Annotated in this window: 8 protein-coding genes; 4 read left to right on the forward strand and 4 right to left on the reverse strand. The window is 75.5% G+C overall.

Annotated features, from left to right (window positions below):
- Positions 1–41: 41 nt before the first annotated feature.
- Positions 42–3,545 carry an ATP-dependent DNA helicase gene (locus Ae717Ps2_RS03400; protein ID WP_083702252.1) on the forward strand — a complete coding sequence of 1,168 codons (3,504 nt, stop codon included), beginning with the start codon at positions 42–44 and terminating at the stop codon, positions 3,543–3,545.
- A 48-nt stretch (positions 3,546–3,593) separates the two neighbouring features.
- Here the strand turns inward: Ae717Ps2_RS03400 and Ae717Ps2_RS03405 are convergent, their stop codons facing one another.
- Together Ae717Ps2_RS03405 and Ae717Ps2_RS03410 are read right to left on the reverse strand one after the other, a co-directional pair.
- A complete protein-coding gene (locus Ae717Ps2_RS03405) occupies positions 3,594–4,268 on the reverse strand; it encodes a phosphatase PAP2 family protein (protein ID WP_139318803.1) in 675 nt (224 codons plus the stop codon).
- A gap of 10 nt (positions 4,269–4,278) precedes the next feature.
- The gene (locus Ae717Ps2_RS03410; RefSeq protein ID WP_075308111.1) at positions 4,279–5,127 is read right to left on the reverse strand and encodes an LLM class F420-dependent oxidoreductase; all 849 of its coding nucleotides are present in this window, start codon (positions 5,125–5,127) and stop codon (positions 4,279–4,281) included.
- 80 nt (positions 5,128–5,207) lie between these two features.
- On the opposite strand from Ae717Ps2_RS03410, the gene serS reads away from it, so the two are divergent.
- The 3 genes from serS (at position 5,208) to Ae717Ps2_RS03425 (ending at position 11,596) form a co-directional block, all read left to right on the forward strand.
- On the forward strand, positions 5,208–6,458 hold the full coding sequence (serS, locus tag Ae717Ps2_RS03415; RefSeq protein WP_075308109.1) for a serine--tRNA ligase: 1,251 nt from the start codon (positions 5,208–5,210) through the stop codon (positions 6,456–6,458).
- A 215-nt stretch (positions 6,459–6,673) separates the two neighbouring features.
- Positions 6,674–8,146 carry a family 16 glycosylhydrolase gene (locus Ae717Ps2_RS03420; RefSeq protein WP_143510289.1) on the forward strand — a complete coding sequence of 491 codons (1,473 nt, stop codon included), beginning with the start codon at positions 6,674–6,676 and terminating at the stop codon, positions 8,144–8,146.
- Between the two features lie 72 nt (positions 8,147–8,218).
- Positions 8,219–11,596, forward strand: a complete 3,378-nt coding sequence (locus Ae717Ps2_RS03425) for an ATP-dependent DNA helicase (RefSeq protein ID WP_075308105.1) — start codon at positions 8,219–8,221, stop codon at positions 11,594–11,596.
- 207 nt (positions 11,597–11,803) lie between these two features.
- Here Ae717Ps2_RS03425 and Ae717Ps2_RS03430 read toward each other — a convergent pair whose 3' ends face one another.
- The gene (locus tag Ae717Ps2_RS03430; protein ID WP_075333013.1) at positions 11,804–13,426 is read right to left on the reverse strand and encodes a cation acetate symporter; all 1,623 of its coding nucleotides are present in this window, start codon (positions 13,424–13,426) and stop codon (positions 11,804–11,806) included.
- On the reverse strand, positions 13,423–13,776 hold the full coding sequence (locus tag Ae717Ps2_RS03435) for a DUF485 domain-containing protein (protein WP_060713141.1): 354 nt from the start codon (positions 13,774–13,776) through the stop codon (positions 13,423–13,425). Before Ae717Ps2_RS03435 ends, Ae717Ps2_RS03430 begins: the two co-directional genes overlap by 4 nt.
- Positions 13,777–13,954 lie beyond the last annotated feature (178 nt).

Consider the following 13,954-nt stretch of genomic DNA (forward strand, 5'->3'; position numbering starts at 1 on the left):
TGCAGTCTGACGCTGTCGGTGCCCCGTGGTCTCATCGCCCCATGAGCCGAACAGCCACCGAGCAGGCGTCGCCGCGCCTGGTGCGTGCGGACCCCCGGCCCGCTCCCGCGCGGGAGTGGACCGGTGCCGCCGCGCGGGTGCTCGCGCACGAGCGCGGCGCGCTGCGGGTGCTGGGCGGGCCGGGCACGGGCAAGACGAGCCTGCTGCTCGACGCGGTGGTCCGGCGCATCCGGGCCGGTGAGCCGCCCGGGTCGGTGCTCCTGCTGGTCGGCAGCCGCCGCGCCGCGGAGGAGCTGCGGGGCCGGCTGACGTCGCTGCTCACCGCGGGCGGCGGCGAGCTCGCCGGGGACTTCGGGGTGCGCACCACCCGTGAGCTGCTGGTGCGGACCGTGCACTCCTACGCGTTCGGGGTGCTGCGGCTGCACGCCGCGCGCCACGAGGACCCGCCGCCGCGGCTGCTGGCCTCGGCGGAACAGGACGTGGTGGTCCGCGAGCTGCTCGCCGGGGAGATCGACGGCTGGAACGGCACCGTCCCCGGCTCGGGCTGGCCGGAGCGGCTCGACCCGGCCCTCGGACTGCCCGGGTTCGCCGCGGAGCTGCGGGAGCTGCTGCTGCGGGCGGCCGAGCGCGGGCTGGGTCCGCGGGAGCTGGCCGAGCTGGGGCGTGAGCACGGGCGTGAGGAGTGGGTCGCCGCGGCCCGGTTCTTCCGCACCTACGAGGAGGTCACGTTGCTGCGTGGGTCGGCGGGGCGGGGCGCCCCGCAGGTCACGGCGCCTGCGCTGGACTCGGCCGAGCTCGTCGCCGCGGCGCTGGACACCCTGGCCGCGGACCCGGACCTGCGTGAGCAGGAGCGGCGCCGGGTGCGCCACCTCCTGGTGGACGACGCGCAGGACCTCGACCCGCAGCAGATGGAGCTCGTCGCGGCGCTGGCCGAGCACGCCGGTTCCACGCTGCTCGCGGGCGACCCCGACCAGGCGGTCCTGACCTTCCGCGGCGCGGACCCGCAGGGCCTGACCGTGCTCGACGCGCCCACCGAGGTCCTCACCGTCGACCACCGCCAGCGGCCCGGGGTGCGGGCGGCGGGCCTGCGGGTGGCGGAGAAGCTGCCGGGCGCCGGGGTGACCCGGACCCGGCGCGGCCCGGAGCAGGACGACGGGGCCCCCGAGGCCCCGGACGGTCCGGACGGCCCGGACGCGGCCGGGGTGGGTGAGGCCCTGCAGGTCCGGGTGTTCGGGTCGCCGTCCGCGGAGGCCGGCTGGATCGCCGACCGGCTGCGGCGCGCGCACCTCGTCGACGGGGTGCCGTGGTCGGACATGGCGGTGCTGTCGCGGTCCGCGCGGCGCACCCTGCCCGCGCTGCGCCGGGCTCTCGCCGCGGCCGGGGTCCCGCTGGCCGCACCACCGGACGAGGTGCCGCTGCCGCGCCAGCCCGCCGTCGTGCCGCTGCTGCTGGTGCTGCGCGCGGCCTGGCGACCGTCCGCGATCGACGCCGACCTCGCGACCGCCCTGCTCACCTCACCGTTGGGCGGCGGTGACCCCATGCGGATGCGACGGCTGCGCCGCGGCCTGCTGCGGATGCACGCCGCCGCGGGGCACGACGTCCGGACCTTCGCCGACGACGACCGCGTCGAGGCGGGTGAGGTCGACCCGGCCGCGGCGAGCAGCGATCCGCTGCTGGTCGAGATGCTGCGCGACGCGGTCGCGGGCCGGCCCGACCCGCTGCCGATGCTCTCGCCCGCCGAGGCGGCACCGATGCGCGACGTGGGCCGCCTGCTCGACACCGCCGCCCGCTCCAGCGGTGCGGGTGACCAGGTCGAGGAGACGCTGTGGAAGGTGTGGCGGCGCACCGGTCTGGCGAAGCGCTGGAGCGAGGCGAGCGCCCGTGGGGGGCCCGGCGGCGCGGCCGCCGACCGGGACCTCGACGCGGTGCTGGCCCTGTTCGACGCGGCCGCCCGCTACACCGACCGGCTGCCCGGTGCCGACGTCGGCGGGTTCCTGGAGTACCTGCTCGACCAGCAGCTGCCGGGGGAGACCCTGGCCCCGCAGGCCCCCCGGGGCGGCGCGGTCGAGCTGCTCACCGCGCACGGCGCCCGGGGCCGGGAGTGGACGGTCGTCGCGGTGCCCGGGGTGCAGGAGGGTCTGTGGCCCGACGTACGGCTGCGCGGCAGCCTGCTCGGCCACGAACGGCTCGTCGACCTCGTCGGCGGGGTCGCCGCCCCCGACGACGCGGTCTCCCGCACGGCGCCACTGCTCGCCGAGGAGCGCCGGCTGTTCTACGTCGCCTGCACCCGTGCCCGGACGACGCTGCTGGTCAGCGCCGTGCAGGGGGAGGACGAGCAGCCCTCCCGGTTCCTCGACGAGCTCGACCCCCGCCCCGCCGACGCCGCCGAGGCCCGCCCGGTGCACCGGCCCGAGCGGTCCCTGGTGCTGGCCGAGCTGGTCGGGGAGCTGCGTCGCGCCGTCACCGAGCCCGACCACGGCGACCCGGGGCGCGCCGCGCGTCGTCGCCGGGCGGCGACCCAGCTGGCCCGGCTCGCCGCGGACGGCGTCCCCGGGGCCCATCCCGACGACTGGTACGGCGTCGCCGAGCTGTCCGACGGCGCCCCGCTGCGCGCCGAGGGCGAGCTCGTCCCGATCTCCCCCTCCGACGTCGAGACGATCGCCGGCTGCCCCCTGCGGTGGGTGCTGTCCCGGCACGGCGGCGACGAGACCGGCGCGCTGTCGGCGGTCACCGGGTCCCTGGTGCACGCACTGGTCCAGGCCCGTGCCGCCGGGGCCGACCCGGCGGAGCTGGAGGAGGCACTGCGGTCGGCGTGGCGGCGACTCGACACCGGGGCCCCGTGGTTCGGGCGTCGCGAGCTGGTCCGGGTGCGCGAGATGCTCGCCGCCTTCGACGACTGGGTGCGCCGCAGCCGTGCCGAGGGGCTGGAGCTGGTGGCCGTCGAGCAACCGGTGCAGCTGGATCTGGACGCCGGGGACGACAGCGAGGGTGACGACCCGGGGGCGCCGGACGGCGGCACCGTCTCCGGTGGCGAGACACCGGACGGCCCCGCGCTGCTGCCGGTCGACACCGACGGCGGTCCGGGGCGCGGCGGCGGTGCCGTGCGGGCGGCGCGCCGGGTCCGGCTGCGCGGTCGGGTCGACCGGCTCGAACGCGACGACCAGGGGCGTCCGGTCGTCGTCGACGTCAAGACGGGGAAGACGGCCACCTCGGCGAAGGCCACCGCCGAGCACCACCAGCTGGCCGTCTACCAGCTCGCGGCCTCGCTCGGCGCGTTCGACGAGCTCGTCGGGGCAGGGGTGGAGCCGGGCGGGGCGCGGCTGCTGTTCCTGGCCGACCGCAAGGCGAGCGGCGAGGCCAAGGAACCGCAGCAGGCGGCGCTGCGCCCGGAGGAGATGGGGCACTGGCGGGACGTGCTGATGACCTGTGCCGAGGACTCGGCAGGGGCGGTGTTCGTCGCCCGCGCCGGGCCGGACTGCGACCGCTGCCCGGTCCGTACGAGCTGCCCCGCGGTCGAGACGGGCCGCACGGTGGTGGACGGGTGAGCGGGCCCGGCCCCACCGAGCGGACGCCCCGTCGGTCAGGGCCGGTGGTCAGGTCACGCGCGCCGGTCGGGCCCGGCGGTCGGCGACGCGGTCGATGACCAGCGCCGCACCCAGCCCGAGCGCGACCGCGGCGCAGAATCCGCCGACGGTGTCGGTGGCGTAGTGCGCCCCGAGTCGCACCATGCCCGCGCCGACGGTGCCTCCGGCCAGCAGCGCCGTCGCGGCCAGGGTGGCGACGGCAGGTCCGGTGCGGGCCACCGGCAGCAGCCCCACCAGCAGCAGGGCGACGACGAGCCCGATCGAGACCGCACCGCCGGTGTGGCCGGAGGGGAACGCGTAGCCGTCCGCGGTGGCGGTGCCGATGGTGCGCCCGATCAGTGGTTTGAGCACCGTCGTCGCGATGCCGGTCAGGCCGGGGCCGACGACGGCCAGCACGGCCAGCCGCGGTCGTCGCAGGTACAGGGCCAGCCCGGCGAGCAGCAGCGCGAACAGCACGACCGTCGGCGGGGAGCCGAAGGTGACCGCGTCCGCGAGCAGCGAGCCCGACCGGTGTCCCAGCGCGTCCACCACGGCGTCGGCGTCGCGGTCGATCCGCCCGGCGGTCGCGTCGCCGCGGTAGGCCCAGGCCAGGACCGCGAAGACGGCGACGGCCGCCGCCACGATCAGTGGCGCCGGCCGTCGCAACGGTCCCAGCAGGGACGGGTCGTCGGGAGTGGGGCGCACCTGGCCCAGGTTAGCCCGCGCTGGCGAGCCCCAGGGCGGTCGCCAGCCGTCGCAGGTCGCCCTCCGGCTCCGCCATCCCGGGCGTGATGAGCTGGGCGCAGACGTGGTCGGCGCCGGCGTCGAGGTGCTCGTCGAGCCGGGCCGCGACCTGCTCCGGGGTGCCGTGCGCGACGAGCGCGTCGATCAGGGCGTCGCTGCCGCCGTCGTCGAGATCGGACTCCGCCCAGCCGAGCCGCTTCAGGTTGTTCCGGTAGTTGACCAGGCTCAGGTAGGGCTTCTCGACGGCCGGGCGACCGAGGGTGCGCGCAGCGGCCGGGTCGTCATCGAGCACGACCTTGTGTTCCGGCGCGATCAGCGCCCCGGCGCCGTAGCGTTCGCGCGTGGAGCGGGTGTGCTCGGGCGTGGTCAGGTACGGGTGGGTCCCGGCGGACCGGTCGCGGGCCAGGTCGAGCATCTTCGGGCCCAGTGCGGCGACCGCGCGGCCGTCGGTGGGGACCTCGAGCTCGTCGAGCCGGTCGAGGTAGGCGACGAGTGCGGCGTACGGCCGGGTGTAGTCGCTGGTGGCCTCCGGGTGCCCGACGCCGATCCCCAGCAGGAAGCGTCCCGGGTGCCGCGCCTCGATGCGGTGGAACGACTCCGCGACCTCGTCGGCGGGGGTGGCCCAGATGTTCACGATGCCGGTCGCCACCGCCAGCGAGGTCGTCGCGTCGAGCAGCGACTCGGCCAGCGCGAGGTCGCCGGGCGGTGAGCCGCCGACCCACACCGCACCGAACCCGAGCTTCTCGATCTCCGCGGCGAGATCGGGGGACAGCCCCGTCTCGTGCCGCCAGACGCCGTACCGGCCGAGGGAAACACTCATGGTGGTGACTACCACCGCGCGGGTCCGATCATTCCCGGTCCTACGATGGTCCCTCCACTACGCGAGAGGCTGGAACAGCAGTGATCGACCTCAAGGCGGCCCGACAGGACCCGGACACCTTCCGCACGGCGCTGTCCCGTCGCGGCGCGTCCGCGGACTTCGACGCCCTGCTGGAGGTCGACGCCCGCTGGCGAGAGGCCACCGACCGCGTCGGCAGCCTGCGCGCCGCGGCCAAGCAGCGGCCCAAGGGCAGGCCCACCCCGGAGCAGGTGGAGCAGTTCAAGCAGGAGAAGGAGGAGCTGCGCGCGGCCGAGGACGCCCTCGCGGTGGCCGACACCGAACGGTCCGAGATCCTCGCCCGCATTCCGAACCTGCCCGACCCGACCGCCGCCGACGGCATGGCGGAGGAGGACGCGGTCACCGTCCGCACCTGGGGCACCCCGCCTGCCTTCGACTTCCCCCCGCGCGACCACCTGGACCTGGCGTCGTCGACGGGCCGGGTCGACATGGCCCGGGGTGCGCGGCTGTCCGGGTCGCGGTTCGCCTACCGCTTCGGCGACGTCGCGCGGCTGGAGATGGCGCTGTTCCGCTACGTCATGGACAAGCTCGCCGGCGAGGGCTTCGTCCCGGTGCTCGGCCCGGTCCTGGCGAACGAGCGGGCGATGTACGGCACCGGCTTCCTGCCGACCGAGGCGTCGAACCTCTACGAGCTGGAGAAGGACGGCCTCTACCTCACCGGCACCTCCGAGGTCGCGCTCGCCGGGATCCACATGGACGAGATCGTCGACCTCGACGCGCTGCCCGCGAGCTACGTCGCGTTCTCGACGAACTTCCGGCGCGAGGCCGGTGCGGCGGGCAAGGACACCAAGGGCATGTTCCGGGTGCACCAGTTCGACAAGGTCGAGATGTTCGTCTACTGCCTGCCGGAGAACTCCCGGGACGTGCACGAGGAGCTGCTCGCCCACGAGGAGTCGATCGTGCAGGAGCTGGGGCTGCCCTACCGCGTGCAGAACATCGCCGTCGGCGACCTCGGCAACCCGGCCGCGAAGAAGTACGACATCGAGGCCTGGTTCCCGGTGCAGGAGCGCTACCGGGAGATCACCTCGTGCTCCAACACCACCGACTACCAGGCGCGACGCCTCAACGTCCGGTTCCGCCGCGAGGCCGGGGCGCCCACCGAGAACGTGCACACGCTCAACGGGACCGGAGCCACCGCCCGCGCGATGCTCGCGATCATGGAGAACTTCCAGGACGCGAACGGGACGGTCACCGTGCCGGAGGTGCTGCGGGCCCACGGCGCCCCCGCGACGGTCGGCACCCCGCCGGCCTGATCGCTCTACCGCAGACGGGGTGACGCGCGCGACCTCCTGACGGAGCAACCGAACGGGGTCCCGTGCGTCCTGCTTGCGTGGAGAAACCGGGGAGTGGTGTGTCGCGGGGCGGGGAACGCCCGGACACCTCGCAGCACACCGCCGTCGGTGGTGGGCGCCCCCTCGGGCCCGACGCCCGTCGGCCGTCCGCCGTGCCGTCTCCCGAGCCGTCCGCTGTGCCGTCTCCCGAGCCGTGGCCGACCGGACGACGGGCCCGGGCGCGCCGCGCGGGCGTGACCTCCGGCGCCGAGATCGCCGAGGCTACCCGCGGGCCGTCCGCCGCCGCCCGGGGCGCCCTACCGGGGCCCGTGTCCCCGGTGCCGCGGGCCCGCGGGCCCGTCCGCGCCGACGGCACCGTCGCGGCCGCGAGCGTCGGGGACGGAGCGGAACGCACCGTGGAGACCCGCGCCGTCGCCGCGCGCCGGTCGACGGGCAGGCACCTCGCCCCGGACGCCGTGCCCGGTCCGCGCCGCGGGCCCCGGCCGCCCACCGCAGCCACGGCGGAGGTCGGTGGCACCGCAGCCAGGCCGGTCCCGCCGCGGACCTCGGCCGAGCCGACCCCCACCGCGCAGATCCCGAGAGCGCAGATCCCCACAGCGCAGATCCCCACAGCGCCGGCGCCGACTCCGCCGGCGTCGACCCCCGTGCTGCGGACCTCGAATGCACGGGTTCCCGCAGCCCCGGGGCCGATCACCACCACGTCCCGCCTCCGCCCCACCGAACGCGGAGCCCGGGCCACGGCCGCCCGGGCCGGCCGCCCGGACCGAGCCGGGCACCCGGACAGAGCCGTACGCCCGGACCGCGCCGTCACCGGCCTGCGCCGCCGGATCGCGCACGGCGCCGGGGCGATGGCGCTGGTGCTCGTCGCCGCCGCCGGGCTGACCTGGACCGTGCTCGTCCCGCCGGACGGCACGGCCGGCGCCGACCCGGCGACGTCCGCGCTGGACAACCAGCTGCCGCCCCCGCCGCCCCCACCTCCGCCACAGCAGTGGCGTCAGGTCGGCGGCGACGAGTTCGACGGCTCCCGCGTCGACCGCTCCACCTGGACCGTCTACAACTCGCCCGGCGGGTTCGGCAATGGCCTGCGCCGCCCGTCCGCCGTCGGCGTCGGCGACGGCCTGCTCACCGTCACCGCTCGCCCCCGGGCCGCGGGCGGGGGTGTCTCCGGCGGCGTCGCGATGCACGACGGACAGCTCTACGGCCGCTGGGAGTTCCGCGCCCGCACCGACGCCGGCACCGGGTACAGCCCCGCGATCCTGCTCTGGCCGGACTCCGAGCGGTTCCCCGACGACGGGGAGCTCGACATGATGGAGATCCCGTTCGGCGCCCGGCACGCGGCCACCGCCTTCGTCCACTACGGCGCGCAGAACCACATCCTGTCGACCGCCAGCCCCGGCGACTTCACCCAGTGGCACACCTTCGCGCTGGACTGGCTGCCCGACCGGATCAGCTGGTACGTCGACGGGGTGAAGAAGTGGGAGGTCACCGACCGCCGCGCGATCCCCACCACCCCGATGCACCTGGCCATCCAGCTCGACCAGGGCCCGGCCTCCGGGTGGATCCCCGCTCCGGACGCGTCCACCCCCGACGAGGTGCGACTGCAGGTCGACTGGGCCCGCGTGTTCGCACCCGTCGACGACGCCGGATAGCGCCCGAGACCGAACCGGGACGACGGCGGGGGCCGGGCACCGCTGTCGGTGGGGCCGGGTAGAACGGTCCCCGTGGACCCCACCCCCGCCGAGCTGGCACGTGCGCTCGGTCTGCACCCGCCGACCGAGGAGCAGGCCGCGGTCATCGCCGCGCCTGCCGGGCCCGCGCTCGTCGTCGCGGGGGCGGGGGCCGGCAAGACCGAGACGATGGCGGCCCGCGTCGTCTGGCTCGTCGCGACCGGCCGGGTGCTGCCCGAGCAGGTCCTCGGGCTGACCTTCACGCGCAAGGCGGCGCAGCAGCTGGGCACCCGCGTCCGGTCCCGGTTGCGCCGCCTCGCCGGGGCCCGGATCCTCGACGACCTGGACCCGTCGGGCGCCCGGCGCGCCGCGCTGCTGGCGGGCGAGCCGACCGTCGCCACCTACCACGCCTACGCCGGGCGCCTGGTCGGCGAGCACGCGCTGCGGCTGCCCGCAGAGCCCGCCGCCCGGCTGCTCGGCCCGACCGCGGCCTGGCAGCTGGCCCACCGCGTCGTCTCCACCTGGGCCGCGGACCTGGAGATCGACCGGGTACCCGCGACCGTCACCGGCTACCTGCTCTCCCTGGCCGGGGAGCTGGGGGAGCACCTCGTCGAGCCGGACCAGGTGCGGCGCCTCGCCGAGCGGATGCTGCCGGTGCTGCAGCACGCCCCGCCCGGCAAGCGGCAGCGCGCCGAACCCTCGGCCGGGTACAAGGCCCGCATCGCCGCGCAGCGGATGCGTTGCGAGCTGCTGCCGCTGGTCGAGGAGTTCGCCCGGCGCAAGCAGGCCGAACAGGCCATGGACTTCGCCGACCAGATGGCCCTCGCGGCCCGCATCGCCGAGGCCGACCCGGAGGTCGGGCGGATCGAGCGTGCCCAGTACCGGGCCGTGCTGCTCGACGAGTACCAGGACACCGGGCACGCCCAGCGGGTGCTGCTCCGCGCGCTGTTCGGCGTGCCGCCGGGGCTCGCCCCGGAGCCCGGCGACGACCCGGAGTACCGCTCGGTCACCGCGGTCGGCGACCCCTGCCAGTCGATCTACGGCTGGCGCGGCGCGAGTGCCGGGAACCTGGCGCGCTTCCGCACCGACTTCCCCGCCGCGGGCGGCGACCCCGCCCCCGTGCACGGCCTGCTCACCAGCTTCCGGAACCCGGCCGAGGTGCTCGTGCTGGCCAACCGGGTCTCCGAGCCGCTGCGGACCGCGCCCGGCGCCGTCCGGGTGGGGGAGCTGCGCCCGCTCGACGGTGCGGGCCCCGGCGACGTGCGGGCCGCCCTGCTGCCCGACGTCGCGGCCGAGGTCGCCTGGACCGCCGACGGCATCGCCGAGCTCTGGCACGCCGGCCACGCCGACGGCACCCCGCCCACCGCCGCGGTGCTGGTCCGGCGCCGCTCCGACATGGACGCGCTCGCTGCCGCGCTGCGCGACCGGCGGGTCCCGGTGGAGGTCGTCGGGCTCGGTGGGCTGCTGTCCACCCCCGAGGTCCGCGACCTCGTCTCCGCGCTGCGGGTGGTGTCCGACCCGCTCGCCGGGCCGGCCGCCGTACGGCTGCTCACCGGGCCCCGGTGGCGGCTCGGGATCGCCGACCTGGCCGCGCTGTGGCAGCGCGCCCGCGAGCTCGTCCCGCACCGCCCGGCGCGCCCCGGGCCGCTGTCGGCCGCCGACCTGGCGCTGGGGGCACTGCCCGGTGAGCAGGCCGAGCAGGCCGGTCTCGTCGACGCACTCGACGACCCGGGCGGCCCGGAGCGCTACTCCTCGGCCGGGTTCGACCGGATCCGGCGCATCGGCCGCGAGCTCGCCCAGCTGCGCGCCCGCACCGCTGCCCCGCTGACCGACCTGGTCGCCGACGTGGAGCGGACCCTGCTCCTCGACGTCGAGACGGCGGCCCGTCCCGGCCCCACCGGCCGCGCGCACCTCGACGCGTTCGCCGACGTCGTCGCCGACTTCGCCGCCGGCGCGGACGTGCCGTCGCTCCCGGGCCTGCTCGACTACCTGGAGACCGCCGAGCAGGCGGAGGAGGGGCTGACCCCCGGCGAGGTGGAGGTCGCCCCGGACCGGGTGCAGATCCTGACCGTGCACGCGGCGAAGGGGCTGGAGTGGGAGGTCGTCGCCGTCCCGCACCTGGTCTCCCAGGTCTTCCCCGGTCGCAAGATGTCCGGGTCCTGGCTGAAGGACCCGGCCGCGCTGCCGGTGCCGCTGCGCGGCGACGCCGACGACCTGCCCGGTCTGCACCTGCCCCCTCCGGGCGCCGACCGCAAGCAGGTCGAGACCGCGCTCGACGACCACGACGACGCCCTCGACGAGCGCCGCCTCGCCGAGGAGCGCCGGCTGTTCTACGTCGCGCTCACCCGGTCCGAACGGGTGCTGCTGGTGTCCGGGCACCGCTGGCCCGCGACGGGGGAGCGGCCGAAGGAGCCGTCGGTGTTCCTGACCGAGCTCGCCGAGATCCTGGAGGGGCCCGGCGGCTCCGAGGTCGGCGTGCTGGAGCACTGGGCGCCCCCGCCCGAGATCGACGCCGGGAACCCGGCGCTCGGCGTCGAACGGACCGCTCAGTGGCCGCCGGACCCGTTCGGCGACCGCGCCGACGACGTGCGCTCCGGGGTCGAGATGGTCCGCGCCGCGCTGCGCGCCCGGCGGCCGAAGCGGCCGCGCCGCGCCGCGCAGACCGACCAGCTCGCACTCGAGCTGCCCCCGGCCCCCGACCCGGAGTCCGGGGCCGGCGTGGTCGACGCGGAGGGGGATCCCGAGGGCTGGGCCGCCGACGTCGACGTCCTGCTCGCGGAGCGGGCCGCGGCCGCCCAGCGGCCCACGGTGTCGCTGCCCGGGCGGCTGTCGGTGAGCCGGCTCGTCGAGCTCGCCGACGACCCGGACGCGCTCGCCGTCCGCCTGCGTCGTCCGGTGCCGATGCCGCCCAACCCGCACGCCCGCCGCGGCACCGCCTTCCACGCCTGGCTGGAGCAGCGCTTCGGTGCGGAACGCCTGCTGGACATCGACGAGCTGCCCGGCGCCGCCGACGAGTCGGTGTCCTCGGAGGCCGACGCGACCGAGCTCGCCGAGCTGCAGGCGGCGTTCGAGGCGTCGGAGTGGGCGGACCGCCGGCCGGTCGAGGTCGAGGTGTCGTTCGAGACGGTGCTGGCCGGGGTCGCCGTGCGGGGCCGGATGGACGCGGTGTTCGCCGACCCCGACGGGGGCTGGACGGTCGTGGACTGGAAGACCGGCGGCCTGCCCGCCGAGGACCGCAGGCAGGCGGTCGGGGTGCAGCTGGCCGCGTACCGGTTGGCGTGGGCGGCGCTGCAGGATGTCGAGCCCGACCGGGTGCGGGCGGCGTTCCACTACGTCCGCGAGGGCATCACCCTGCGCCCGGCGGACCTGCTCGACGCCCGCGCGCTGCACGACCTCGTCGCGGGAGTGCCGACGGTCCCCGCCGAGCCATAGTCATGGTCCCACCGCGGACCGTCGCGGCACCGTCTCGCGGCATCGGCACCGTCTCGCGGCATCGGCATCGGGGCCGGCATCGGGGCCGGGCGCGGGTGCGGACGCCGGCCCCAGCCCCGGACAGCGGAGAGCCCGCGCCCCCGGTGACGGGGACGCGGGCTCGGCGCGTGGGGTGGTTCGGGTCGGTGTGGCTGTCGGTGTGGCCTGTCAGTGTGCCTCGGCCTTGGCGATGCCGGCACCGGTCAGGGACCGGACCTCCATCTCGGCGTACTTGCTGCCGTCGTGGCGCTTCTGCCCGATGTAGGTACCGACCACACCGAGCAGGAACGACAGCGGGATCGAGACCAGACCGGGGTTGGCCAGCGGGAACCAGGCGAAGTTCACGTCCGGGAAGATCGAGGTCTCGGACCCCGAGACGACCGGCGAGAACACGATCAGCACCAGGGTGCTGATCAGTCCGCCGTAGATCGAGTACAGGCCGCCGGTCGTGTTGAACCGCTTCCAGAACAGCGAGTAGAGGACCGTCGGCAGGTTCGCCGACGCCGCGACGGCGAAGGCCAGCGCGACGAGGAACGCCACGTTCTGGTCCTTGGCCAGGATGCCGCCGACGATCGCCACGATGCCGATCACGATCGCGGTGCGGCGGGCGACCCGGACCTGGGTGGCCTCGGTGTCCTCGACGTTCCCGCGCTTGATCACGTTGATGTAGACGTCGTGCGCGAACGACGCCGACGCGGTGATCGTCAGACCGGCGACGACCGCCAGGATCGTCGCGAACGCGATCGCGGCGATGATCCCCAGCAGCACCGGGCCGCCCAGCGCGGTGGCCAGCAGCGGCGCCGCCGAGTTCACCTTGCCCGGCGCGTTGTTGATCGCCTCCGGACCGACCAGTGCACCGGCCGCGAAGCCGATGACCAGCGTGAACAGGTAGAACAGGCCGATCAGCCAGATCGCGACCTCGACCGAGCGGCGGGCCTCCTTGGCCGTGGGCACGGTGTAGAAGCGCATCAGCACGTGCGGCAGGCCCGCGGTGCCGAGCACCAGCGCGATGCCGAGCGAGATGAAGTCGATCTTCGAGGTCAGCGACTTGCCGTACTGCTGGCCGGGGGCGAACAGGCCCTCGCCCTTGGGCGAGCCGTCCGCGGCGGCCTGCATGATCGCCGAGAAGTTGAAGCCGAACAGCGCCAGCGCCCAGATCGTCATGACCAGCGCGCCCGTGATCAGCAGCACCGCCTTGATCATCTGCACCCAGGTGGTGCCGCGCATGCCGCCGATGAGCACGTAGGCGATCATCACGACGCCGACGACGGCGATCACGACACCCTGGGCGAAGGCGCCGGAGATGCCGAGCAGCAGCGACACCAGCGCACCGGCGCCGGCCATCTGCGCGAGCAGGTAGAAGAACGACACCGCGAGCGTCGAGGTGGCCGCCGCGGCGCGGATCGGGCGCTGCTTCATCCGGAACGCCAGGACGTCGCCCATGGTGAAGCGGCCGGTGTTGCGCATCAGCTCCGCCACCAGCAGCAGCGCGACCAGCCACGCGACCAGGAACCCGATCGAGTAGAGGAAGCCGTCGTAGCCGTTGATCGCGATGGCACCCGCGATCCCCAGGAACGACGCCGCCGACAGGTAGTCACCGGCGATCGCGAACCCGTTCTGGGTGCCGGAGAAGCCGCCGCCCGCGGTGTAGAAGTCGGCCGCGGTCTTCTTCGCGTGCCGGTTGTTGACGTAGAACACGATCCCCAGCGTCACGACGACGAACGCCAGGAAGATCGAGATGTTGAGGGCGGGGTTGCTGTCCGCCGTCGCCGCCAGGACTGTCGTGCTCATCGGGTCCCCTCGATCTCGCCGCGGAGCTTCGACGACAGTGGGTCGAGCACGCGGTCGGCGTAGCGGATGTAGACCACGGTGATCGCGAAGGTCGACACGAACTGCAGCAGCCCGAGGATCAGCCCCAGGTTGATGTTGCCGAGCACCGGGGTGGCCATGAAGTCCGTCGCGAAGCTCGCGAGCAGCACGTACAGCAGGTACCAGGCCAGGAACCCTGCGGTCACCGGGAACACGAACCCGCGCAGCCGCCTGCGCAGCTCCTGGAAGTCGGGGCTCGCCTGTGCGGCGGCCCAGTCGGGAGCGCCCGGCGTCGGATCGCCGGGCTGCTCGTCGGACTCGGTCGTACTCACGTATGCCTCCTTGCACAAGCCACGCACGGCCACGGGACCGGACCCAGGAAAGGGCCTTCGGGCCGTGTGCGGAACCCCACACGCACGCTCCGGGCGACCCAAGATGCAAGCGGCCGACGACCGGACGATCGAGCGCGGCACCGGACGACGAGCGGTCTTGACGACGATGTCGCCGCTA

Source organism: Pseudonocardia sp. Ae717_Ps2, from assembly GCF_001932475.1.
In the GTDB taxonomy this organism is placed as follows: Bacteria; Actinomycetota; Actinomycetes; order Mycobacteriales; family Pseudonocardiaceae; genus Pseudonocardia.